The organism is Affinundibacterium flavidum (assembly GCF_014284175.1).
GTDB lineage: Bacteria > Pseudomonadota > Gammaproteobacteria > Burkholderiales > Burkholderiaceae_D > Undibacterium > Undibacterium flavidum.
This window is the reverse complement of record NZ_JACOGA010000013.1, coordinates 1-25,247: the sequence shown is the minus strand read 5'-3', so window position 1 is coordinate 25,247 and position 25,247 is coordinate 1. Positions and strand designations below refer to the sequence as shown.

Annotated in this window: 16 protein-coding genes; 10 read left to right on the top strand and 6 right to left on the bottom strand. The window is 45.9% G+C overall.

The window, feature by feature from the left end; all coding sequences use genetic code 11:
• Positions 1-139: 139 nt before the first annotated feature.
• Both H8K55_RS14280 and H8K55_RS14275 read right to left on the bottom strand, forming a co-directional pair.
• Positions 140-586 (bottom strand): ExbD/TolR family protein, encoded by a 447-nt coding sequence (locus H8K55_RS14280; protein WP_186942746.1) that lies wholly within the window; start codon positions 584-586, stop codon positions 140-142.
• A gap of 4 nt (positions 587-590) precedes the next feature.
• Positions 591-1,196 carry a MotA/TolQ/ExbB proton channel family protein gene (locus H8K55_RS14275; RefSeq protein WP_186942745.1) on the bottom strand — a complete coding sequence of 202 codons (606 nt, stop codon included), beginning with the start codon at positions 1,194-1,196 and terminating at the stop codon, positions 591-593.
• A 964-nt stretch (positions 1,197-2,160) separates the two neighbouring features.
• Here H8K55_RS14275 and xseA point away from each other — a divergent pair.
• From xseA to H8K55_RS14260, 3 genes are all read left to right on the top strand, one after another.
• Entirely contained in the window at positions 2,161-3,519 is a 1,359-nt protein-coding gene (gene xseA / locus H8K55_RS14270; protein WP_186942744.1) for an exodeoxyribonuclease VII large subunit, read from the top strand.
• A 178-nt stretch (positions 3,520-3,697) separates the two neighbouring features.
• Positions 3,698-4,276: a superoxide dismutase [Fe] gene (gene sodB / locus H8K55_RS14265; RefSeq protein WP_186942743.1), complete on the top strand. Its 579-nt coding sequence runs from the start codon at positions 3,698-3,700 to the stop codon at positions 4,274-4,276.
• A gap of 224 nt (positions 4,277-4,500) precedes the next feature.
• Complete coding sequence (locus H8K55_RS14260; RefSeq protein WP_186942742.1) at positions 4,501-5,418, top strand: M20/M25/M40 family metallo-hydrolase; 918 nt, start codon at positions 4,501-4,503, stop codon at positions 5,416-5,418.
• Between the two features lie 224 nt (positions 5,419-5,642).
• Here the strand turns inward: H8K55_RS14260 and H8K55_RS14255 are convergent, their stop codons facing one another.
• From H8K55_RS14255 to H8K55_RS14245, 3 genes are all read right to left on the bottom strand, one after another.
• Positions 5,643-6,815, bottom strand: a complete 1,173-nt coding sequence (locus H8K55_RS14255) for an ABC transporter permease (protein WP_186942741.1) — start codon at positions 6,813-6,815, stop codon at positions 5,643-5,645.
• Positions 6,812-7,846 (bottom strand): ABC transporter ATP-binding protein, encoded by a 1,035-nt coding sequence (locus H8K55_RS14250; protein WP_186942740.1) that lies wholly within the window; start codon positions 7,844-7,846, stop codon positions 6,812-6,814. Before H8K55_RS14250 ends, H8K55_RS14255 begins: the two co-directional genes overlap by 4 nt.
• 257 nt (positions 7,847-8,103) lie before the next feature.
• Positions 8,104-9,048 (bottom strand): DUF808 domain-containing protein, encoded by a 945-nt coding sequence (locus tag H8K55_RS14245; RefSeq protein WP_186942739.1) that lies wholly within the window; start codon positions 9,046-9,048, stop codon positions 8,104-8,106.
• A 272-nt stretch (positions 9,049-9,320) separates the two neighbouring features.
• Here H8K55_RS14245 and H8K55_RS14240 point away from each other — a divergent pair, with 272 nt between their 5' ends.
• Positions 9,321-12,050, top strand: a complete 2,730-nt coding sequence (locus H8K55_RS14240; protein WP_186942738.1) for a S9 family peptidase — start codon at positions 9,321-9,323, stop codon at positions 12,048-12,050.
• Between the two features lie 236 nt (positions 12,051-12,286).
• A complete protein-coding gene (locus tag H8K55_RS14235) occupies positions 12,287-14,116 on the top strand; it encodes an ABC transporter transmembrane domain-containing protein (RefSeq protein ID WP_186942737.1) in 1,830 nt (609 codons plus the stop codon).
• Positions 14,117-14,222: 106 nt separating this feature from the next.
• Here H8K55_RS14235 and H8K55_RS14230 read toward each other — a convergent pair whose 3' ends face one another.
• A complete protein-coding gene (locus tag H8K55_RS14230; protein ID WP_186942736.1) occupies positions 14,223-15,905 on the bottom strand; it encodes an amidohydrolase in 1,683 nt (560 codons plus the stop codon).
• Between the two features lie 377 nt (positions 15,906-16,282).
• On the opposite strand from H8K55_RS14230, the gene H8K55_RS14225 reads away from it, so the two are divergent.
• From H8K55_RS14225 to H8K55_RS14205, 5 genes are all read left to right on the top strand, one after another.
• Positions 16,283-17,833 carry a transglycosylase SLT domain-containing protein gene (locus tag H8K55_RS14225; protein WP_186942735.1) on the top strand — a complete coding sequence of 517 codons (1,551 nt, stop codon included), beginning with the start codon at positions 16,283-16,285 and terminating at the stop codon, positions 17,831-17,833.
• A 10-nt stretch (positions 17,834-17,843) separates the two neighbouring features.
• Entirely contained in the window at positions 17,844-18,383 is a 540-nt protein-coding gene (locus tag H8K55_RS14220; RefSeq protein ID WP_186942734.1) for a DUF3916 domain-containing protein, read from the top strand.
• Positions 18,384-18,746: 363 nt separating this feature from the next.
• Positions 18,747-19,532: a translesion DNA synthesis-associated protein ImuA gene (imuA, locus tag H8K55_RS14215; RefSeq protein ID WP_186942733.1), complete on the top strand. Its 786-nt coding sequence runs from the start codon at positions 18,747-18,749 to the stop codon at positions 19,530-19,532.
• Positions 19,447-21,063 carry a Y-family DNA polymerase gene (locus tag H8K55_RS14210; protein WP_186942732.1) on the top strand — a complete coding sequence of 539 codons (1,617 nt, stop codon included), beginning with the start codon at positions 19,447-19,449 and terminating at the stop codon, positions 21,061-21,063. Before imuA ends, H8K55_RS14210 begins: the two co-directional genes overlap by 86 nt.
• A gap of 66 nt (positions 21,064-21,129) precedes the next feature.
• A complete protein-coding gene (locus H8K55_RS14205; protein ID WP_186942731.1) occupies positions 21,130-24,288 on the top strand; it encodes an error-prone DNA polymerase in 3,159 nt (1,052 codons plus the stop codon).
• Positions 24,289-25,247: the final 959 nt, after the last annotated feature.

Below are 25,247 nucleotides of genomic sequence, written 5' to 3'. Positions count from 1 at the left end.
CTCCTGACAAGATTAGAACGATGACCAACTGAACAATTAAAAGAGCTATCTACAGATCAGCCGATAGATCATCCACAAGAAAAAAGAGAGTGCTGCCACTCTCTTTTTTTGCACGACTCAATTAGCAATTAGAAAATAGCTATTTTGCGGTTGATGTCGCCTGTGCCGCAAATGTGACTTTCGCCAATCCGGCAATACGTGCGGCTTCCAACACATCTATTACAGACTGATGACTAGTCGCACGATCTGCATTGATAATGACCACTGGATCAGCTGCGCCAGCTTTGCCCGCATTCAGGCTTTCTGCGGCTTTCTTCAAATCATTTGCTAGCGTCGCTGCATCGAGAAAACTAACTGCCTCGCTATTAATTTTGTAGCGTCCTTGTGCATCAATCCCGATTTCAATCTGACTTGGCTTCTCTTGCGCTTTTTCTGCATCCGCCGTTGGCAACGTAATTTGCAATTCGGTGAAGCGGCTATAAGTCGTCGTCACCATCAAGAAAATCAGAATAACCAGCAAGACGTCAATAAAGGGAATCAAATTGATTTCTGGATCTTCTTTGCCCCGTCCTTTACGAAAATTCATACGACTACTTTCTCGTACTGTGAACGATATCGACGAACTTGACCGCTTGCTGTTCCATCTCGACCACGAAACTATCCGCTAAAGCGCGGAAGTGGCGATAGAAAATCATCGCAGGCATCGCGATTAACAGCCCGAAACCCGTGTTATACAAGGCAACGGAAATACCATGCGCCAATTGCGCCGGATTCGCACCTGATGCATTTTGCGAGCCGAAGATCTCTATCATGCCGACGACCGTACCAAACAAACCCATCAATGGCGCTAAAGAGGCAATCGTGCCTAAAGTCGTCAGGAATTTTTCTAATTCGTGGGCAACCGCACTGCCCGCTTCTTCGATCGACTCTTTCATCACTTCACGCGGCGCATTCACATTACGCAAGCCTGCTGCCAATACGCGTCCAAGCGGAGAATTAATCGCCAATTGATCAATCACTTCTTGTTTGATCTTGCCACTTTGATAGACACGAATGACTTCTTCGAGCAAAGTCTTAGGCAGTATCCTTTGTCTTCTTAATGACAAAGTCCGCTCAATAATTAAGGCCAAAGCGACAATCGATGCCACCAACAAAAAATAAATCGGCCAACCAGCCGCCTGAATAATTGCGAACAAATGACACTCCTTGCCAAAAAAATCTAAATAAGTCGTCGTAGCTACAAATAACTTAGCATACTAAGCATAACCACGAATAAACACTCAGCCCGCAATGTATCGTGTTGTTCAGTACTGGGCAAGTACATGCACAGGATTATTTTTTGTGAAATCGATCTAACAGAATCATGGTGAAACAAATACTAATCAAAAATACACGCATAAAGTTGTGCACAGAAACTGTGTGCAAGATTGTGGATATCCTTGGGGCTAAATTCTAAGTCCTTGATTTTAAATACATTGATTTAGCCGCACTTAAATTGAGCAGCGTCAAGAATTGCCGTGAAAACACGCTACCGCAAAATTTTCCACAATCAAGAAAGAGACCTGGGATAAGTCCGCAAGTTTTGCACACAAACTGTGGAGAACTTTGTGCACAAGCTCTTCACATCAAACTAAGCATTTGATTTAAATGAAAAAAATATCCCTGCATGAAATTTAAGCAAAACCCCGATAAGTCTCCAACAAGTCAAAATTCAACGTAATTCATGTTTAATTAAGCTAGATAATTTAAATAAATTTAGCTTTAGCAATGAATAAGTCCAAAGTTTTGCACATAAAATGTGGATATCTTTGTGAACAAGCTAGTGACATGCCCTTAAGTGCATGATTTCATTAAGATTTGTAGTGCTGCTACAAAAACTGGCAGTAAGGCGATTAATTCCCACAAGGAATTTCTTCACAAATTGCCATCATTTCCTGTGGATAACTTTGTGCATAAGCACAAAATATTTACGCGTAAAAATCTGATTTTCTTATGTAGTTTGCAGTTATTAACATTTATGTCCCCAAGTTAAAGTAATTAAATACTTTGAAATCAATACCTTACGCAAAGCTTCTCAAATACTTTTGACAGAAAAATTTGCGCATGACATGCTTGCGCCTTCTCTGCATAACTGTGGACAGCTTTTCTTCGCTAAGTCTTATGGCATCAAATTATTCATCGCAAAACCCGCAAAGAACCGAGGGAGTTATCCCAGTTTCGGCGCTAAACCACGCTGTTGCACAACTACTAGAACGAAACTTCCCATTGACGTGGGTTTCCGGCGAAATTTCTAATTTCACCCGCGCCGCTTCAGGTCATTGGTACTTCACCCTTAAGGACAGTGCGGCTCAGGTACGTGCGGTGATGTTTCGCGGCAGAGCACAATATGCGAATTTTATGCCACGTGAAGGTGACAAGGTTGAAGTACGGGCACTGGTGAGTTTGTATGAGCCGCGAGGCGATTTTCAAATCAATGTCGAAGCCATTCGACGAGCAGGCGTGGGCAACCTGTACGAGGCTTTTTTACAACTAAAATCCAAATTGGCGGATGAAGGACTGTTTGACCCACAGCGCAAAAAACCGATTCCAACATTTGTACGACGCATAGGCGTTATCACCAGTCCGAATGCAGCAGCATTGCGCGATGTGCTCACGGCCTTACAACGACGCGCGCCGCATATTGAAGTCATTATCTACCCTTGTCCTGTGCAAGGCGAAGGCGCAGCTGCCAAAATCGCGCAAATGGTGGCGCTGGCCGAAGCGGAAGCGAGCTGTGAACTACTCATCGTTTGTCGTGGTGGTGGCAGCATAGAAGATTTATGGGCATTCAATGAAGAAATTTTAGCGCGTACGATTGCCCATTGCAGCTTGCCTGTGATCAGCGGCGTAGGACATGAAACTGATTTTACGATCACGGATTTCGTCGCTGACTTGCGTGCCCCAACCCCAACTGCAGCTGCCGAAATGGCAGCGACACCAACGGCTGAATGGCTTGCCACGCTCTATCATTGGCAGCAATTAATGCAGCGACAAATTCGTCGTCAGGCAGATGGTCAAGCGCAAAAACTCGATTGGCTCAGCCATCGTTTGCAAAGTCCAAGTGCCGCACTGCAAGCGAAGCGTCAACAAATCATTCATTCTGCGCAAAGTTTGCGCTTCGCCATGACGCAAACATGGCGTAATTCGCAATCCCACTTTTTGCAATTGCAAACCAAGCTGGAACAAAAAAAACCTAATACGAGCGAACTAAAAGCAAAACTTGACCAGTTAAGCCTGCAATTCCGAATCAGTCAGCAACTTCAGCTACGCCAGCAAAAGGCCTTACTCACCAGCTTGCAAGAAAAAATGGAAATGCTGAATCCTCAACGTACGCTAGAACGTGGTTACGTGATTTTGCAGCAGGCAGATGGAAAATTAGTTCGTAGCGCAACACAAATCAAACCGGGTGACGTGCTGAAACTACGTACGGCGTCGGATGCGAGTGAATTACAAATTGCGGGCATCAACCAACAGAATTGAATGCATTAGCTGCAAGCATTTCGACAAAAGCTTACAATGCTGGTTTTAGCAGTCGCTTATTTCAATTCACCAATCAGTTTGTACTTGTTTTGACGTAATTTCTGCGCTTAATTGCACACTATTACGCATTGTTACGCTTTTTTACGCATTTTTATTATTAATCACTAAAGGATCTGCCATGGAACATACTTTGCCAGCATTGCCATACGCCATCGACGCTTTGGCTCCACATATTTCTCAAGAAACTTTGGAATACCACTATGGCAAGCATCATCAGACTTATGTCACTAATTTGAATAATCTGATCAAAGGCACAGAATTTGAAAATGCGTCTTTGGAAGAAATCGTCAAGAAATCTTCTGCTGGTATTTTCAATAACGCAGCACAAATTTGGAATCATACTTTCTACTGGAATGGTTTGAAACCAAACGGCGGCGGCGCACCAACTGGCGCTTTGGCTGATGCGATCAATGCAAAATGGGGTTCTTTTGATGCATTCAAAGATGCATTCACGAAGTCTTGCGTAGGCAACTTCGGTTCTAGCTGGACTTGGTTAGTGAAAAAAGCGGATGGCACTTTGGATATCGTGAACACATCCAACGCGGCAACACCATTGACAAGCACAGACACGCCATTGATCACTTGTGATTTATGGGAACACGCATATTACATCGACTACCGCAATGCACGTCCAAAATATTTGGAAGCATTCTGGGCTTTAGTTAACTGGGAATTTGCTGCTGCAAATCTGGCGTAATTTCGAACTGAACGCTTAGGACATAAAAATTAGCCTGCGAAGCATTCGCAGGCTTTTTTATTCGTCAATAAGTATCAACTAAAACCGCCGCGTAGGATAATGCGTTCTGCTTCATTCCATTTGCTCATGCCCTAATAAGCACAATAAGCGCAAAGAGCACTAATGAGCACCAATAGCCATCAATCTTACAACCCGATCAACACTTAATAATAGTAAGAACTATCATGCATTCACAAATTCGCCGATTTTCTATCCTGATCTGTATCTCGTTAAGCTGGATGACGACAACTTGCCTTGCACAAAATTCTATGTCGCAGGCAATGCAGGATCTGCAGGTGCTTTCCAGCGAACAGATGCAAGGACGGGAAATCGGCAGCCCGGGCAGTGCATTAGCGCGTAATTACATTCTCAAACGGATCGCAGAACTTGGATTAAAACCTTGTGCGACAGCGTATGTTCAGGACTTCAAAGCAAGCCGACCAAGTCCTTCATCTGAAGGAAAAAATATTATCGCCTGCCAATTTTCAGAAGATAAAGCTGCAAAATACTTAGTCATTTCTGCGCATTACGATCACTTAGGAATTAACTATAACAAAATTTATTTCGGCGCTGACGACAATGCATCGGGTGTCGCTGGCGTACTGGCTGTTGCACAAAGTCTCAAAGATAAAGTGACTAAACACCATATCGTCTATGCTTTTTTTGATGGCGAAGAACAAGGACTGCAAGGCGCGCATGCGTTTGTCAAACAAGCCTGGATTCCGCGTAAAGAAATCACTGCGAATCTGAATTTCGACATGATTGCCCGCGGCGACAAGAACGAGCTATTTGTCAGCGGCACTTACCACAACCCCGAACTAAAGCCTCTGTTGCAAGACCTGAATGGCGTACATGGTATTAAAGTGACATTTGATCACGATAAACCAGATCAGGGTAACGACGACTGGACCCCGCAGTCCGATCACTTTGCTTTTTTCCAAGCGGGCATACCGCATCTCTACTTCGGTGTTGAAGATCATGTTGACTATCATAAAGCGACCGACAAATTCGAGAAAGTGAATCCGCAGTTTTTTGATGGTGCCATAGCGATACTACAAAAAGCAGTACAACTTGTGGATCAACAATTTGTACGTAAAAACTAGGCAATTTGCGATTGCAAAAAGGACGCATCTTAGCGTAATGCTATTCAAGTAAGCTCAACAAGTCGAGGTGTCATCCCTGCGTAGGCAGGGATCCAGTGTCTTTAGGCTTTTACGACGCTAGATTCCCGCCTTCGCGGGAATGACAATACGTGCGACAAGGCTTAACTGAACAGCATTACTCATCTCAGCGTCTTTTTTTATCGCCAATTGTTCAGCGTATACCACTACTGATGTTTTACCGGGAACAGAAATGTCTCCAATAATTGCTTCCAGCTCGGCTCTTTGCCATACATACGAATACCCATAGCAAACACGCGCGTTGCAGCAGATTTAAACCACCACAAGCAAGCCAACAAAAGGCTGAGTGACAGCAACCATTGCCACCACGGCACGTCAACGTAAGCCATCCTTAATGGCATCGCCGCGAACGACGTCAACGGAAACACACTCAATACTTGCATCATTAGACCTTCCGCATTATCAATCCCACTGTAGGCAAGGCCGACAGGAATGGCAGGCAAGAACATCATGATGCTGCGGCTAGAATGATTGGGATCGTCGATGGTTGCGGCAAATGCCGCCATGAAACTATTCACTAAAAACAAACCCAAAATTACAAACAATAAAGTGCTGAAAATCTGAAATCCAGTCACAGGAATACCAACTTCTGGTTTATCCGAAATAACCGTTGCACCTTGAATAAAGGCGAAAAAAATCAAACCGTAAGTGAGCATCGTTTTCAGGCAAAACAAGGAGATGCCAAGAATCTTTCCCTGTATCCATTGCGATGGAGAGATTAAGGTCAATAATTGTTCGGTCACGCGATTCTGTTTTTCGCTGGTGATACCGGTAAACAAATAACCAAAGCCAGAGAAAATCCCCATGATCAACAAGAACAAAATTGCACCACTGAACAAGCTACGCCCCTTCTCGTCTTTGTCATCTTTTTCGGGTTTCAGCAGGACGGTTTTAATTTCTGGCAATTCTGTAATTTGCTGACGCTGCTGAGGTGTTAAAGGTAGTTGCGCAATTTGCTGTTCTTGCTGCCAGTTTTGCAAACTCAACTTGAGCTTAGCTTGCCAGCTCGCTTTTTCTTTTAGTGTTAATTGCACCTGTCCGTTCTCAATCTGAATAATCGCGTGCCAGCTTTCGCCTAGACTCTTCAACACCTCCGCTTTGGTGTTAGGGCTTACCTCGCTAAATTGAAATCCCTCTAGCTTAGGTAAATGACTAACGCCGATCACAGCGACCTGATAATCCTTATTCAATGCGCCTTTTACATAAGGCCATACGATAGAAAAACCCATACCGCAAAGCATCAAGGCAATCGAGATAATTTCTTGCTTCCATTTAAAATAGCGTTTGAATTCAAATGCTGCAATTGTCCAAGTGTTCATGCGATTTCTCCTTGCATAGTCTCTGCCTGTGCAGTCACTGGTGAAGTTTTTTGTGGGTTTTGCTGTGCGTTTTCTTGCGAGTTTTGCTGCGCGTTTTGCTTCGCGTTTTGCTTCGCATTGTGAGTCTGCACCGCAGTCAAATACAGATCATGCAAGGCAGGTTGTATGCGCCCAAAATCACTAAGTTCTCCCAATGCCATCACTTGCTGCAATAACTGATTGACGCTAGCGCCGTCCCGTAAGCGCAGCACAAATTGCGTCGCTGATTTCTGTTCAAATGACATCACCGTGCTGCAAGTCGATAAGGCATCGCTGGAAATGGCTTGTGTAAAAGTAAGTTGATATGATTTCTCAGGGCTTAATTGTTCTATCACTTCAGCCAAACTGCCGAGCGCAACTTGCTGCCCCTTATTCAACAACAACATCGCATCCGCCAGTCGCTCGACCAAGGCCATTTGATGTGCACTCAATATGATGGTCGTACCGCTTTGTTTTAGTTCATTCAGTATGCTTAATACGTGTTCTTGATTGACTGGATCGAGACCAGAAAATGGCTCATCCAAAATCAATAACTGAGGACGATGAATCAGACAGCTGATCAATTGCACTTTTTGCTGATTACCTTTTGACAGTTTACTTAACTTATCCTTGGCTTTTTCTTCCAAATCGAAACGCGGCAACCAGATCGCGAGTTGCTCCTGTATCTGTATTTTATTCAAACCGCGTAACTTGCCGATATAAGTCAAATTTTCTACGACTGATTTATCCGGATACAAACCACGATCTTCAGGTAAATAAGCAAAACTGGTTTCCGGAATTCTCGGAATACCTTGACCGTTTTGAAAAATACGAATCTCGCCCGCATCAGCCATCGTCAATCCGACTAACATACGAATCAAAGAAGATTTGCCCGCACCATTTGGCCCCAGTAAAGCGAAAATACTGCCAGGTGCCACGCTAAAACTCAAAGACTGCACAGCCTTTACATTGCTATAGGATTTTTCTAACTGTTCAACTTCTATACCTATCATGGCTTACCTCAATCAAAATAAGAACTAAATGAAAATAACTTCTGAAATTTTCTCAGTGTGGAATGTCAGCATGAAGATACACACTCAATTTCAATAAAGGTGAAACGTGAGATGAAACACGAAAACTTTGCATCGAAACACGTATTTCAACCACAAAAAAAGCGAAAGGTTTACTTGCCTTTCGCTCCTCACTGATTGACTCATTGATTGAGTCTATCTGTTACCCAAACCAATACTGATCAAGCTCACAAATTTGCTCAGGCACGTTTGAACACTTTCTGAAAGCCTAGTACGCCGAGCAAACTCAGTGCACCGGCAAAAATACCAAATACCGCATCAATCAAACCGGGAATAATTACTTCTAATACTGTGCCTATCCACATCACAGTACCAGCTTGATGCGCCATCTGATGTGACCATTCGCTGACGGCAGGAATGCCGTGCGCAAGAATACCGCCACCAACCAAAAACATGGCTGCAGTACCAATCACAGTTAAAGCTTTCATCAAACGCGGCGCAAACGCAACAAAACCATCACCTACACGACGTTGCATGCGACGTAACCAAGACTGCTCCTGATTTCTTTGCAAATAAAAACCCATATCGTCCAACTTCACGATCAAGGCAACAAAACCATACACACCTATCGTCATGATCAAACTCACGCCAGCTAATACCGCCAAGCGCGTAGAAAAAGTAGCATCTGCTACGGTACCCAAGGTAATGATGATGATTTCGCCACTCAAAACAAAATCCGTAGTGATTGCGCCCTTAATTTTATCTTTCTCAAACTGGACTATGTCCAGGCTTTCATCGTCCAATGCGTGCACAAGCTCGACATGATGCGCTTCATCTTCTGCCTCGCTATGCAAAAATTTGTGCGCGAGTTTTTCAAATCCCTCAAAACACAAATAAGTTCCGCCGACCATCAATAAAGGCATGATCGCCCAAGGTGCTACTGCGCTCAACAAAAGCGCAATCGGCACCAAGATCATCTTATTGACCAAAGAACCTTTCGCGACCGCCCAGACGACAGGCAATTCGCGCTCAGCACGCACACCGGCGACTTGTTCCGCATTCAAGGCCAGATCGTCACCGAGTACGCCTGCAGTTTTCTTTGCTGCAACTTTGGTCATCAAAGCGACATCATCTAATACGGTTGCAATATCATCGAATAGGGTTAAAAGGCTGGCACCAGGCATAGCGGCTTTCTGAAATAAGTAATGGGAAACTAGAAAACAAAATTCTACTGTACAAACTCACTTACTTGTAAATTTTACCTCTGGTGAAATTCTACAATTATGACCATGACGATATTCATTGAACGGCATTGGAACTTTCACTTCAAAAGTGAGTCTATCGCTGTCGGATTGTGACCTTGCGTGTGCACTGTTTCAACAGAAGCAGCACTACGCTAAAGGCAATCAACGAGCAAATATAAAAATTTATAAGACAAAAATGAAGCGGAGAAAGTATGAAGAAGAAAATCATCGCACTTAGTATTAGCCTGATGTGTAGCGGAATGATAGGTTTGAGCGCACCATTAGCGCATGCAGATGCCAAGGCAGAGGCGGCGATTGCCAAACTCAAACCCAGCGAACTCAGCTTAGAGCAACTGTATCGCAGCAAATCGTATATGGGTAAAGCGGCGACACAACTCCGTTTTAGCTACGATGCGCGTTTTCTGGCATATGCCTGGAACCCGTTCGGCGAAGAAGGCAATGATCTCTATCTGCACGACAGCGAAACCGGCAAGACAACTCGGATCACCTCGCCCGCAGTGATGAAAGCTTATGACGCGCCGGAAGACTGGGATCGCTTCGAGAAAAAACTCCAACAAAAAGAAAAAGAACTGAACGAGCGCCAAGCCAAAGCGGAAGCACAGGCTGCCTACTTACGTGGCGAAAAAGTCGATTTATTGCAATGGGAACGCGCTGCGATTGCCGAACTCAAGCAAGAACTCGCCGCAAAAAAGGCTCGTGACGCAGCCAGCAAAGCCGAAAAAGACGCCGAAGCAGCGAAAGAAAAAGCTGCGGTCGCCGCGATGAAGTCGAAGAAAAATATCAGCACTGACGGTAATAAAGAAAAAACGACAGAAGCTAAAACAGAAAATACAACCGACAATACGACAAATAATACAGCAGACAATAAGCAAGCCAGCAAACTTGACGACGCCAAGAAAAACGAGGTGGATAAAGAATTGTGGGAATTGCGTGACGAATTAAAGAAAAAACTCGCCAAAGAAAAATTAAAAAATACTGATTTGTATCCTGGCATAGAGAATCTGGTGTGGGCAAAAAAATCACAGGAACTTATTTTCCAATACCGCGGTGATTTATTCCGATTACAAGCCGCCACCGGACAAATAGAACGTTTAAGCAAGACTGATAAAGTCGAACGCATCGTTTCTTACAATGCCGACGATAGCGGCTACCTGTATATGGACGACAAGCGCATCTACGCTGCTAGTTTTAACGATGGCAAAATACGTCAATTAAATCCAGAGTTAATTCACGCTGACGATGTCGACAAAAAATACGGTTTGAACTCCACTGTCTTGAGTGAGGATAAGCAATGGATGGCGATCAGTGCCGCTGTTCCAGCAGATCCGGCGAAAGCTGGCCCTTCCCGTCAGGTCGAAATCATGAACTATAACGACCGGTTTGCAACGGCAAAAAAGGTCGGTCGCGAAGTGTCGGATGACAAACGCACGGTCCCTGCCAGCGCGCTGTATATTCGTCGTGTCAGCGATGAATCTATGCGTCAGCCAGTACCAGTGTTTACTCAGGATGGCGGCGATATCTGGTTTGAAATGAGCCGGGTGTCATTTTCAAAAGATGCTAGTCAATATACGTTTTCTACTTGGGAGCGCGAAAAAGAATTATTGCGTATCTATGTTGGCAAAACAGCCGACAATCAAAAACCCAAAATCGTGTTTGAAAAACGTGGCGATGTTGGTCATGAAGTCGTCGATGTCGTTGCGCCGCAATTCACACCTGATGGTCAACAATTGATCGCCGTATTGGATGAACAAGGCTATCGCCAACCATATCGCATCAACACCGCCGACGGTACGGCGACTGCACTGCTGAAGGGGAATTTTGAAGCACATCAAATTCTGGGATTTACACCCGACAGTAAGACGATGCTAGTGCAAGCGAATCGTGACGACTTTGCTGCGATGAATATTTTCAGTGTGCAATTGGCCAGCGGTGAGATGACAGCCCTTGGTAAAGCTGGTGATTTTCACCGCACTACGACCGTTGCTGAAAACGGGAAAAAAATAGCCAGTGTCGCCGGCCAATGGTCTAGTCGTCCTGAGCTTAAACTCATTCAACTCGGGGCTGACAAAGTACAATCAAGTACTCTGACCGATAGCCATGATCCACAATGGAATGCGGTTCATCTGATCCAACCAGAGCGCTTTAGTTTTACCAATCGTCACGGCGATAAAATTGAAGCCTATATGTTTAAGCCGCAGCAGTGGAGTAGCAGCGATAAGCGCCCTGCAGTCGTCTACACCTATGGCGGTCCTTTAGGTGATCGTCATATTATTGAGACTGATAGTTTTCAAGCGACTGCTTATTTGTTCGGTATGTATATGGCGGCCAAACATGGTTATGTGACAGTCGCGGTTGATCCGCGCGGGCATTCCAACTATGGTCGCAAATTCAGTGATGCCAACTGGGAACAAGTCGGCAAGCCGCAAACCGAAGATTTAGAAGATCTCGCAAAATACATGCAAAAATCCTTAGGTGTCGATGGTAAGCGCATAGGCTTAACGGGCTGGAGTTTTGGTGGATTTCAAACCCAGTACACGATGTACACCAGTCCTGATGTGTTTGCGGCTGGGATCGCTGGCGCGGGGCCGACCGAATGGGAAAACTACAATAGCTGGTATAGCGGACGGACTATCGGCAAAGTCGATAGAAGCAAACCAAACTTACGACGCTATTCTTTATTGCCACTCACTGTGGGTTTAAAAAAACCCCTAATGCTAGTGCACGGCATGCAAGATCCTAACGTGCTGTATCAAGACACAGTCAATGTTTATCGTGCGCTGTTAGAAAACGGTAAAGAGAGTCTGGTTGATCTGTTTCTTGATCCAGATGGAGAACATGGCTTAGGTGGTGCCATCAAACCAAAGGCTTGGCATAAAAAATACGAAAGCTTTTTCTTACAACATTTGGGTAAAGCCAGATAATTGCGGCAAAACTCGCAGCAATTTTCGATCATTTTGCGAACGTAAACGGTATGCCAATGTCAATTGCATACCGTTTTTTTACGCGACAATTGAGCCACTGCTGCAAAAATCGGTCGACGACAGAGTCCATCCATATCGGACAAATATGCACTGCATCACGGTGCCGCGCGAACAAAGCAAAAAGCTGCCACAATAGTCATCATTTCACTTGAGCGCCCCTACACCCTATTGCTACTATGAGCCAGCCCAACTCCCCCCATGCAGAAACTACGACGCGCAACGACAGCAATACAGCAAATCGCAGCAGCATCACGACATTAATAGGCTTACTCCCTTTCTTACGTCCTTATCGTCGCCAATTCATATTAGCGGGTATCGCCTTGCTGATTGCCGCCTGTGCCACCTTGACCATACCGTATGCCTTCCGGCAAATGATTGATATGGGGTTTAGCAAAATAGGCGACGGTGGTACGCATGGAATTGAACACGTCAATCTGACCTTTCTGGCGTTATTCGGTGTCGCGGTGATTTTAGGTATCGCCACCGCAGCGCGGTTTTACATGGTGTCGTGGATAGGTGAGCGCGTCACGGCAGATATCCGCAATGCGGTATATGCCCATGTCGTCACCCAAAGCCCAGAGTTTTTTGAAACCACACAAACGGGCGAAGTCTTATCTCGCCTGACTACCGACACCACTTTAATTCAAGCAGTGGTCGGCACGAGTATCAGTCTGGCTTTACGCAATCTGCTGCTATTTGCTGGTGGCTTGGTGATGCTGTTTGTCACCAGTCCTATGCTCTCTTCTATCATTATCGTGATGTTGGTGCTGGTGATTCTGCCTATCATTTTGTTTGGTCGGCGCGTGCGTAAATTATCGCGTGATTCGCAAGATAGAATTGCCGATGCCTCGGCCATGGCGGGGGAAATTCTGAACGCCATGCCGATAGTTCAAGCCTACACGCATGAGCAGATAGAGGCGCAACGCTTCGCCAGCTCGGTCGAACACGCTTTTAGCACCGCCATGCGACGCATCCGTGCTCGTTCTTTATTAACCATGATCGCGATATTATTGATCTTTGGGGCGATCGTTTTCGTCTTATGGTTAGGTGCGCAAGCGGTCATGCAAGGTGAAATGAGTGGCGGCAAACTCGGTCAGTTTATCCTGTATGCATCAATAGTCGCTGGCGCCATTGGTGCTTTATCAGAAGTGATGGGAGAAGCGCAACGCGCTGCAGGTGCAACCGAACGCTTGCTTGAACTGATGTCAGTTAAATCGACTATCACCTCTCCCGCATCGCCATTATTATTGCCGCAATTAGATGCGCATGGTGCCAGCATTCAATTCAGCAATGTGCTCTTTCATTATCCATCGCGACCCGACGCAGCTGCATTGTCTGAAATCGATTTAACGATCAAAGCGGGCGAGACGATTGCACTGGTCGGAGCATCCGGCGCTGGCAAAACCACGCTGTTCCAATTGCTCTTACGATTTTATGATCCGCAGCAAGGTCAAATAAGCATCGATGGCGTGAACATTCGTGCGCTTGATTTGCATACCCTGCGCGATACCATAGGCATAGTCCCGCAAGACACTGTGATCTTTGCCGCGAGTGCGATGGAAAATATTCGCTATGGTAAGGTCGATGCGACTGATGAAGAGGTGATCCAAGCTGCGAAATTAGCCGCCGCCCATGAATTCATTGAACGCCTGCCCGAAGCCTACCATTCCTTTTTGGGGGAGCGTGGAGTACGTTTATCTGGTGGTCAAAAACAGAGGATAGCGATTGCCCGTGCGATCTTAAAAAATCCCCGTTTGATGTTACTTGATGAGGCGACTAGCGCACTCGATGCAGAATCCGAACGTTTAGTACAACAGGCTTTGGAAACAGCGATGCAGGGACGCACGACATTAATCATTGCGCATCGCTTATCGACCGTACAACGTGCCGACAGGATCATCGTCCTAGAACAAGGTCGTATTGTGGAAACTGGTAATCACGCCGAGCTGATTGCGCAAGGCGGTGTGTATGCGCATCTGGCTTCTTTGCAGTTTCATCTGCATTGATTCCAACAAATCAAAACTGCTAGTGACGATTGATGCGTCACTAGCAGTTTTTTTATGCACTTCAATAAGTGATCAAGGCTTAATCAAGAAATGATCAAAACCAGCTTTATTTGACGTACACCTGCTTACCAGCCTGCCAAGTCTGCAAGACAGACGTTTTGTAAATATCCTTCGCGGGGATCTTGAAGATATCCTGATCAATCACGATAAAGTCACCCCACTTACCCTTCTCTAAACTACCGAGTATTTTTTCTTGATGTCCGGCATATGCAGCATCTAAGGTAAAGCAGCGGAAAGCTTCTTGCACTGTCATTGCTTGCTCTGGATGCCAGCCATTGACCGGCATTTGCTGATGATCCTGACGCGTGACGGCGGAATAAATTCCCCAGAATGGATTTGGACTTTCAATCGGGAAATCGGAGCCACAAGGAATTTTCGATCCCTGCTTTAAAAAACTGCGCCACGCATACGCACCTTTGATGCGCTCATTTCCCACGCGGTCTTCTGCCATATTCATATCGGAAGTCGCATGCGTAGGCTGCATTGAAGGAATGATATGCAATTTGGCGACGCGTGGAATATCGCTCAGTTCTAGCACTTGTGCATGTTCAATTCGGTGTCGCAAAACCTGCGCATTCTGTGCTTGAGGAATCGTCGCTAAAGCGTCAATCACCTGACGATTACCTGCATCACCAATCGCATGCACATTGACTTGATAGCCTTTAGCAGCCGCTTTTTGCACCATGCTACGCATATCTTTGTCCGGCGAAAATAATAAACCTTTGGTATGTGGCGCATCACTATACGGGGCTAACAAAGCCGCACCACGGCTGCCTAAAGCGCCATCAGAATATAACTTCACTGCACGCAAAGCATAGCGATCATCGGCAAAACTTTTGAGTGGCCCTGCCGCAGAAACTTGATCAAAAAATTGATCTACGCCACTGATCATGCCGTACACGCGCGTCGTGAGTTTGCCGTCTTTAGCGTATTCGCGAAATAATTTATCCGCGTGCATGCCAACACCTGCATCATGCACCGACGTCAAACCGACGCTACGCAATTGCGCAAGCGCAGCATCTAAAGCACTACGCATTTCCGCGTCGTTTTGCGGCGGGATCACTTTTTCCATGATGTCCATTGCGGCATCCACCAAGATCCCGGTCGCTTCGCCATTCGCATCGCGCTCTATCTTGCCACCAGCTGGATCAGGTGTCGCTTTCGTAATGCCCGCCAATTGCATGGCTTTGGAATTGGCCCAACCTGCATGCCCATCCACCCGGCGGAACCAGGCGGGACGATTACTAATCGCGCTATCGAGTTCGGCTGCTGTTGGAAAACGTCCAAGCTTCCAGATCGCCTGATTCCATTCACCGCCCAAGATCCACTGACGTTGCGTCGATGCCTGCGCATATTGAGAAATAGCCGCCAAAGCCTCTGCCAGATTATTCGTCGCCCGCAAGCTGAGTCGACTCTCTGCAGTTCCCAAGCCAAACACATGTCCATGCGCATCAATCAAACCTGGCAACACTGTTTTACCGCCCAGATCTACGATCGTCGCCTTAGGGAATTTCTTTTGCAATTGCACCTGTGTGCCTGTAGCGAGAACCTTACCCGCATCGTTAATCAACATCGCATCAAATTGTTGCAATTGCTGTTTTACATTAAGCGTATAGGCATTCGCATGCACAAACAGCGTGTCAGCAAGACTGCTCTGGCTATACACGCCAAATGCGCTCAAGAATGCTACATTCAATATCCCCAGTCGCATTTGCTTTATTTTTTTCATATCTCTCTCCAGTGGTTAATCCATATTCAGGCGGCTAGAACCTGTTGACATTCGCACTCCCGATTTGAATGTCAACAAGCCCTAGGACAACAACAATCCAATTAAGTGCAATATAAGTGCAATATAAGCGGTGCAATAACTTATCCCAATTTTGCCTTATCCAGCACCCTTTGCGGAATTTGTACAACGAGTCCCATAACAAGTCCTACAGCAAGTTCGACAACAAAAGTTTTCAAAATAGGAATTACTTTCCCACAGAAAACTTTAGCGCAATTTTCCTTTATTGATGGCTATTTCACTTGACCTCGAAAGAAGGCTTTGCGTACACTTCGCTGTTGTCCATCTCACAGTCGATTGTATCGATTCTCTTTCCGATCATGAAACGATTTATTTACTGTCTCGCTTGTTCTGGTTTATTGTTATCGGGTCTGACGACGACCACGCTCAAAGCACAAACAATCGACACCTTAAAACTCAGTAAAAAACTCAGCAACGCACGTTTTGAATCTCCAACAGAAGCCACTACCGCTGCGACAGATATTGTTGATGGCGAAGAGCCTTTAATTTTTACCGAGTCAGATTTGTGGAACCGGATTCGCCATGGTTATGCGATTCCTAATTTGGACAATCAGTTAGTCAACTATCAAACCAGTTGGTACAGCTCGCGGATGGACTATCTGCTACGCATCGTTCAACGTGGTTCACGTTATTTATACCACGTCGTAGATGCGCTAGATAAACGCGGTATGCCGACGGATCTGGCCTTACTGCCATTCATCGAATCTGCCTTTAATCCGCAAGCGATTTCAACTGCGAAGGCTTCCGGCATGTGGCAGTTTATGCCTGCGACTGGACGCGACTTTAATCTCAAACAAAGCATTTTTAAAGATGACCGACGCGGGGTATTAGATTCTACTGAAGCGGCACTCGACTATTTGCAACGCCTCTACAATATCTTCGGTGACTGGCAACTCGCACTAGCAGCCTATAACTGGGGTGAAGGCTCAGTGCAACGAGCGATCAAGAAACAACAAGCACTAGGCTTACCGATTGATTTCGATAGCTTGTCAGCCTTGATGCCGAATGAAACCAAAAATTATGTGCCCAAGCTACAGGCCGTCAAAAATATCATCGGGCATCCAGAACATTTCAATATCGTCTTGCCTAAACTGGATAATGAGCCTTACTTCACCACAGTCAAAAGTCAGAAAGACATTGACGTTCAATTAGCGGCAAAGTTAGCGGAATTACCTTTGAATGAATTCAAAGCCTTAAATCCACAATTTAACCGCCCTGTCATCACTGGCGGGAACAACATCAATATCTTATTGCCAATAGAAAAAGCCCCAGTCTTCGAAAATAATTTTCTGAGCTGGAAAGGCCCATATTCATCCTGGACCACCTTGAGCGTGAATAAGTCTGAACGCGTTGAAACTCTCGCGAATCGCTTTGGCTACAAAGCGGATCAGCTACGCGAAGTAAATGCGATTCCAGCCAAAATGATCGTGAAAGCGGGATCAACCATACTGGTGCCGAAATCGGCGAAATCCTCAGAAGAAAATATTCCGGTACAAATTGCCGAGCTAGCACAATTAACAATAGAAAATCCCAGCGCTGGCACCCGCAAAATACAAGTTAAAGTCGGCAAAAAAGACAATCTGGCGAGCCTGGCAAAGCGTTACAAGCTCAGCGTCGCGGATATTAAATCTTGGAACAATTTACGCAAAGATCAAGTTGCAGTTGGTCAGAAATTGGTCTTGCACGTTCCTAAAGCACATGCAAGCTCAAATCTACAAACCGCCAGCCGGAGCAGCAACACCAAGCAACAGCTTGCAAAAAATCATCGTAAAGTCAGCAGCAAACAAGCATCTAAGCGCACTAGCAAGACTTTGGCTAGTGCCGGAAAAAAGTCGAAGCGGCATAGCTAACAGTACATCAATGCGTCAGCTCTCATTCAACAACAACAAGAAAGTCCGTGGCATCCATCGCAGACTGCGTTCGCTACGAAAGTGGGCAAGTGATTTTTCTGGTTTATTCCCGGCAGACCTGACCATCGCGGATAGATACTATAACTACAAAATTCCGGTACTAAGAAATTTTGTAGAAGGTAAGCAGGCAACTAGAGCAGTTCAAGTTGAATGTGCCCAACTTCTCATCAATGCTTGCACAAAGCTTATGCAGTCGAAACCGGAAAACGCAAAATCATTTCGCGTAGTCGCGACGATCTGCATTCCTGACATGTTCACTAGTGAGGTATGCATCTACACCGACGAGGAATACTTTCAAATCAAAATACAGCCAAGAACGAACAATGACGGAAAAACCGTTTTGCTGCATGGGCGCAGTCTTGCTAACGAGTGGGGCCTAGTTTTACCAGATGGGGTTAAAGAGCTTGGTGTGTCCTTAACCTATCAAGGTTATGACGATCCTGACGACTGGTACGTCAGCGAGCATTGGCAATTCGGAGAGGTTTTGTAAGTAATGCAGCTTATGGATCAATCGATGAAGTGCTACCAATGGATATTTCATCCAAATTGATGGACGATATGAAGACATCGTCATTTTGGCATTAAACTTCAAAAACGAATTGGCGACTAACAACTCAACAGACGCTAATCCGCACTATCACTTCAAGGTTTACTGATATCTCACCCTGTATTTACCTCCGCACCTACTTAGCTAGCATCGTAATCAAAACTTTCCCCTTCTGAAGTGAACTTCTTTATTGTTCACGATGCTAAGAAAATAGCAATTTATCAAACTTCAAACTGATCTCAATAAAGTTTTGAAATTTCCTAAAACAAGGAATATACTGTGCATCTATACAGTATATTCCTTGTTATGCTTTCCACCACGTCACCTCATTCGAATACAAATTTAGAGAATCTGCATCCGTCTTTATGGCGCGCATCGCAGTTGGGGCGTGGTTTTGGCGAATATCTCGATTGTGGCCATGCGTCTCTGGCGAATGAATTGCCGGGAGCTGGCTGGCCCTTAGCTAATTTGACGGAATTATTGGTACAACAAGCCGGCAGTGCTGAATTGCAATTACTCAGCCCTGCTCTCGCGCAACTGCGGGAAGGTCAGATTATTTTATTGAATACACCTTATCAGCCGCAAATTCTGGCGCTCTCTGCTTTGCATCTGGATCTATCACGCGTGCTATGGCTACCGTGTAGCAAACCACAAGATGCTTTGTGGGCGGCAGAACAAATCGTCAAAAATCAGGCTTGCAGTGCCTTATTGCTCTGGCAGTCAACACGCCAACATTTCACAAGCGATGCCTTACGCCGTCTACATATGGCGGCACAAAACGGGCGCAGTTTGTTTTGTCTGATACGCCCATGGGAAAGTCAGCTCGGTCCCTCACCCGCCCCTTTACGCTTAAAACTAGCGCTACATGACACTGGCCTGCAAATCGAAGTCTTCAAGCGACGAGGGGCACAGCAAATCCAGCCAATTGTTTTACCATTTAAAGATTTAGTACCTCAATTTCGATTACCCCTTAACCAATACCAGCTTCAGTCCCCTAGCCGACATCATGCCAAGCTTGATTCCTCCATTATGGATCGCGATTTATCTGCCGCAACTCGCGCTGGAGGTATTTCGTCCGCGATGGTTGAGTGACAGCCCGAATGAAACAATCAATCATCCAACGGACTACCGTCATCTGGTGGTATGCGAACAGCAAACTGTTTACGCTTTAAGTGAAGCGCTCCATGCATATGGCCTGTTACCAGGCATGCGTCAAAACAGCATTGCCTTATTATGTGAACAAGCCGAAGTTAGACAACGTGATCCGGGATTAGAGCAAACATTGCGTCAGCAAGTAGCTATCAGTCTTTTGCAATACTCGCCGCAAGTCAGTTTTTGTGAGGATCATACCGATATTATTTTGATCGAAGTCGCTACCAGCTTGCGCCTGTTTGGTGGCATACGACGACTGTATCATCGTATACGACAAGACTTACGCCATTTGGGCGTCAGTGTGCAAATTGGAATCGCTCGCAACGCCAGTGCGGCCAGCTTATTGGCACAAAAAGCCAGACACAAAATCGCACAAAAGCCTACACAAAAAATAGCCAACAAAATACAGGGAAAACAGCTGGCCAATCAGCGGTGCTCCCGCCAGCTACAACTATGTCTAAGTAACAAACGCTTAGCGCAACATTTAGATCCTCTGCCTTGCTATTTACTACCAGCCGCACATCCTTATCTTGATTGGCTACAAGGAATCGCTTGTACCGACTTAGGTGCAATACGCAATTTACCGCGTGCTGGCCTACAACGACGCTGTGGTAAAGCGCTGCTCAAGGCATTAGATATTGCGTACGGAGAACAAGTCGCTTTACATCAATGGATTACCGTACCCGACAGTTTTCATGCGCATTGTGAACCGCCGGATCGCATCAATAAAACTGAGACAATTTTTCATTTCACACGTGGTCTGGTATTGCAATTATGTGGCTGGCTCAACCAACAACAAAAAGCGATTAAACAACTCACACTGCTACTCGAACATGAACGTGGACGTCAGGCAGTTGCACCGAGCATGCTGCAGATTCCTTTTGCGAAAGCGTGCTGGCAAGAAGAACACATCACGCGTTTATTAAAAGAAAAACTCGCCCAATGGCAATTAAACAGCCCGGCCATTGCGATACGTTTAGAAGTGGACGAAATGGAAGCACGACAAGCACTCAGTACTTCTTTATTTCCAGATCAGGCTAGTCAAAGCGAAAGTGAAAGCCGCTTGCTCGAACTTCTCATCGCCCGCTTAGGTGCCGAACAAGTGCTACAAGCCGCACCGCGAGCCGATCATCGACCTGAAGTCGCGAATCGCTGGGTTTCCGTGCTAGAAAAATCATCTCGCAAAACGCAGACATTCGCTTTCAACAATCCACGTCCGAGCTGGTTACTAAACATTCCATTGTCACTTAGCGTCAGGCAGCACAGTCCCTATTACGGCTCACGCCTGAAACTATTATCACCAGCAGAACGGATAGAAGCTGGCTGGTGGAACGGTCAACTTGTCACCCGCGATTATTTCATCGCCGAATGTAGCAAACATTATCGCTATTGGATTTATCGCGAACGCATAGGGCAAGAAAGATTGATGCAAGAAGATGAAGCCTGGTTTTTACATGGGGTGTTTGGCTAACACATACAGATTTATCACACACACACACAGATTTATCACTTTCACAGATTTATTTCTCTCAACAACATGCTTCCGCACTACGCCGAGCTTTACTGTCAAACCAATTTCAGCTTCTTACATGGTGCTTCCCATGCCGAGGAGCTGATTGCGCGTGCAGTCAAGCTCAATTATCAGGCATTGGCCATCACCGATGAGTGTTCGTTGGCAGGTGTAGTACGCGCGCATGAAGAAGCACAAAAACATCAATTCCCCTTGATTGTCGGCAGCGTATTTCAACTAGAAGCCAGCTTGCGCTATCCACAGTTAGGCAAAATGCGTCTCATCGCCCTCGCACAAAACCGGCATGGCTACGGCAATCTTTGCGAATTGATCAGCTTAGCCAGGATGCGAACAAATACAGTCAAAGGCAGTTACACCATCACCCCCGAAGATTTCAGTCATCCGCCCAGTGACCTGCTACACATCACCAAACTACCTGACTGCTTGCTGATTTTGGTTCCTGATTATCCGCTTCAAGCAGACATCGTCAGAGCACAAGCAGCTTGGATGGCAAGTCATTTTCCGCAACGTGCTTGGCTGGGCTTACATCTATTAACGCAAGCGATGGACGACTGGCAGCAACAACACCTGCAAGAGATCGCTACCGAATTAACTTTACCCGTGGTCGCCATCGGCAATGTTTGTATGCATGTACGTTCACGCAAACCCTTGCAAGATACTTTGACTGCAATACGCTTAGGCAAAGCAATTGCCGACTGCGGTTACGATTTAGCCCCGAATGCAGAACAACATCTACGCTCACGTCTACGACTAGGGAATATTTATTCCGCAGAAGCAATACAAGAAACTTTACAGATTGCCAGTCTATGTCATTTTTCATTAAATGAATTACGTTATGAATACCCAGATGAGCTAGTACCTGCAGGACAAACTCCTGCCTCATTTTTACGACAAGAAGTATACGCAGGTGCTCTGCAACGCTATCCGCAGGGCATCAGTTCAGATACCAAAAATAAAATTGAATATGAACTACATTTAATCAACGATCTCGCTTACGAGCCTTATTTTTTGACCGTATACGACATCGTGCGCTACGCCCGTTCACAAGATATTTTATGTCAGGGACGAGGCTCTGCCGCCAATTCCGTGATCTGTTATTGTCTCCACATTACCGAAGTCAGCCCGGAAAATGGCATCTTATTGTTTGAACGTTTTTTATCCAAAGAACGTGGTGAACCGCCCGACATCGATGTCGATTTTGAGCATCAAAGACGGGAAGAGGTTATCCAATATTTGTATAGAAAATATGGACGGCATCGTACTGCACTGGCAGCTGCCGTTCATACTTACAGACCACGCGGTGCTTTACGCGAAGTAGGGAAAGCGCTTGGCATCGATGCGCATTTAATCGATAAGCTGGCGAAGTCACAACGCTGGTTTGACAGTAAAGAAGCCTTACTCGAACGCTTTAGTGAAAGTGGTTTAGATCCACAATCCATGATCGCGCAACAATGGGCAGATCTCGTCAATCAACTTCTCAAATTTCCACGTCACTTATCCCAACATAGTGGTGGCTTCGTGATTGCACGCGACAAATTAACGCGTTTGGTACCCATCGAAAAAGCGAGTATGGAAGGCCGCAGTATTATTCAATGGGACAAAGATGACCTAGAAGCACTGGGCTTACTCAAGGTCGATGTACTGGCATTAGGTATGCTATCGGCCTTGCAACGCGCCTTTAAATTGATGCGGCAGATCCCTGGCTGTCCGCAGCGTATGCAAGATATTCCTGCTGAAGATAGCATCACTTACGACATGATTTGCAAGGCCGATACCATCGGTGTTTTTCAGATCGAATCGCGCGCTCAAATGGGCATGTTGCCACGCTTACGCCCCCGTTGTTTTTACGATCTAGTGGTGCAAGTGGCAATCGTGCGACCGGGACCGATACAAGGCGGCATGGTACATCCCTATCTCAAACGCAGGCAGGGATTAGAACCGGTCGTTTATCCCAAGCCCGCGATTGAAAAAGTCTTATCGCGCACTTTAGGCGTACCGATTTTTCAAGAACAAGTAATGCAAATCGCGATCGTTGCCGCTGACTTTACACCGGGCGAAGCAGATGAATTACGACGTGCCATGGCAGCTTGGAAACGGAAAGGTGGGCTCAGTCACTATCAAAGCCGCATCGTCGATACCATGGTCAAGAATGGTTATGAAGAAGCATTTGCGCAAGCAGTATTTGATCAAATGCTAGGCTTTGGCGAATATGGTTTTCCAGAAAGCCATGCCGCCAGTTTTGCTTTATTAACGTACGCCAGTTGCTGGATTAAATGCCACCAACCCGCCGTGTTTTTATGTGCACTGCTCAATTCTCAGCCTATGGGATTTTATACCCCATCGCAGTTAGTACAGGATGCTAAACGGCATCAGATTGTGATTCGACCAATCGATGTCATGCATAGCGATTGGGATGCAAAATTAGAAGACCTACCCTCGCACAGCAACACAGGGCAACACCCCGCGGTGCGTTTAGGCATGTCCTTATTGCGCGGCATGTCACAAGCTGCGGCAGAACGTATTAGTCAGGCTAGGCAGCAAGCGATCTTTAACGACATTCAGGATTTGGCACGCCGGGCACAATTAAGTCGCACCGATCTCGAAGCGCTAGCCGATGGCAATGCCTTGGCAGCACTCAGTGGCCATCGCCATCAGGCGCTATGGCAAGCCGTAGCAGCCGTTCCGGACAAAGATTTGCTCAAGCCCACAACGCTGGTAGAGGCGCCAGCACAACTGAGTACACCTAGCGAAGCACAAGAAATTCTGCGCGACTATCACAGCACGGGTTTAACTTTGCAACGGCATCCAATTGCCTTACTCAGACCACGACTTTTAAAGCAGCGCTTTCTCCCTGCGGAGGTATTGCATACGTTTCAGAACAAACAATTCGCACGCGGCTGTGGCCTAGTCACGGTCAGACAGAGACCCGGTACCGCTAAAGGCGTGTTGTTTATCACGATAGAAGATGAAACTGGCCCAGTGAATGTGATCGTCTGGCCAGCCTTAGTCGATCAGTTTCGACATGAAGTGTTGAATGCTAAATTATTAGGTGTCTATGGTATCTGGCAAACCGATGGCAAGGTGCATCATTTGGTTGCCAAACGTTTAGTGGATATGAGTCACTTGCTGGGGGATTTTGTTGCTGTTAGTCGGGATTTTTGTTGAGTGGATTTCGCGTCGCCAGTTTCGACAAATAAATCACTGAATTTTTAGATTTCTGATTTACTTTTTTGCGTGCTTGTCGTTCACAGGTCGGGTGTGGCACGACAGGTTGGACCATAGTCCAACGAATCACTTTCTTTGCTTCGCCAAAGAAAGTAAGCAAAGAAAGGCGACCACGCTGCCCCGCCCACTGCGCTGCTTACAAGCAGCTTAGAGATTGGTGGCGCAAAGTATGCTTTGCGAAACCCCATCAACCTCCCTTCGGGTTCCCAATTATGCAGGACAAAAAATGGAAAAGCTTCGAAACTCGCTACGCTCACACAACAAAGCTTTCTTTATCCATTTTCTGTCCTGGACAATTGGCAGTGTCAGAAGTAGTTGAAGATCAAAAACAACGACAACAGCAAACAATCAGTCACTACGGTCATACGTTTTTCTAATAACAGTTGAAGGCCGTTGCTTTTGACTTTGTTGTTGATTTTGACCTATCCCCGTTTGAGACGATGTAATTTGTGCTTCACAGAAAATGGATAAGAAAGTGTTGTTGTCTGAGCGTAGCGAGTTTCAACACTTTCCCATTTTTTGTGATGCACAAATTATGCTGAAACGTAGCGTAAGCACCCGCAGGGCGAGTCTACGGTCGCCTTTTTTGGCTTACCTTTTTTGGCGAAGCAAAAAAGGTAAGTGGCTGTCGGGCCACACCCGACCTGCGAACGATGACATTAGCAAAAAAATTATTTGCAAGATGAGTCCAACGAATACATCAACGAACGCCAATGAATTCCTACAAACGTATTCAATGACATTGTCCGAATCTGAGTCTCCCTCATCCCCAACCCTTGTATGCTGTCTTATAGATTGTCTGTTCTTGTAGTTGGTTGTATGGTTTTGCGGTAGTAGGTGCCTGCGTAAGGAGCGCGTAGTGCGACTGGAGTTGGCACCTACTACCGCGGCAAAAATGG

Excerpts from the sequence above, each read along its gene's own strand:
- H8K55_RS14280 (WP_186942746.1), bottom strand. The coding sequence starts at position 586 with ATGAATTTTCGTAAAGGACGGGGCAAAGAAGATCCAGAAATCAATTTG.
- xseA (WP_186942744.1), top strand. The coding sequence starts at position 2,161 with ATGGCATCAAATTATTCATCGCAAAACCCGCAAAGAACCGAGGGAGTT.
- sodB (WP_186942743.1), top strand. The coding sequence starts at position 3,698 with ATGGAACATACTTTGCCAGCATTGCCATACGCCATCGACGCTTTGGCT.
- H8K55_RS14260 (WP_186942742.1), top strand. The coding sequence starts at position 4,501 with ATGCATTCACAAATTCGCCGATTTTCTATCCTGATCTGTATCTCGTTA.
- H8K55_RS14255 (WP_186942741.1), bottom strand. The coding sequence starts at position 6,815 with ATGAACACTTGGACAATTGCAGCATTTGAATTCAAACGCTATTTTAAA.
- H8K55_RS14250 (WP_186942740.1), bottom strand. The coding sequence starts at position 7,846 with ATGATAGGTATAGAAGTTGAACAGTTAGAAAAATCCTATAGCAATGTA.
- H8K55_RS14245 (WP_186942739.1), bottom strand. The coding sequence starts at position 9,048 with ATGCCTGGTGCCAGCCTTTTAACCCTATTCGATGATATTGCAACCGTA.
- H8K55_RS14240 (WP_186942738.1), top strand. The coding sequence starts at position 9,321 with ATGAAGAAGAAAATCATCGCACTTAGTATTAGCCTGATGTGTAGCGGA.
- H8K55_RS14235 (WP_186942737.1), top strand. The coding sequence starts at position 12,287 with ATGAGCCAGCCCAACTCCCCCCATGCAGAAACTACGACGCGCAACGAC.
- H8K55_RS14230 (WP_186942736.1), bottom strand. The coding sequence starts at position 15,905 with ATGAAAAAAATAAAGCAAATGCGACTGGGGATATTGAATGTAGCATTC.
- H8K55_RS14225 (WP_186942735.1), top strand. The coding sequence starts at position 16,283 with ATGAAACGATTTATTTACTGTCTCGCTTGTTCTGGTTTATTGTTATCG.
- H8K55_RS14220 (WP_186942734.1), top strand. The coding sequence starts at position 17,844 with ATGCGTCAGCTCTCATTCAACAACAACAAGAAAGTCCGTGGCATCCAT.
- imuA (WP_186942733.1), top strand. The coding sequence starts at position 18,747 with ATGCTTTCCACCACGTCACCTCATTCGAATACAAATTTAGAGAATCTG.
- H8K55_RS14210 (WP_186942732.1), top strand. The coding sequence starts at position 19,447 with ATGCCAAGCTTGATTCCTCCATTATGGATCGCGATTTATCTGCCGCAA.
- H8K55_RS14205 (WP_186942731.1), top strand. The coding sequence starts at position 21,130 with ATGCTTCCGCACTACGCCGAGCTTTACTGTCAAACCAATTTCAGCTTC.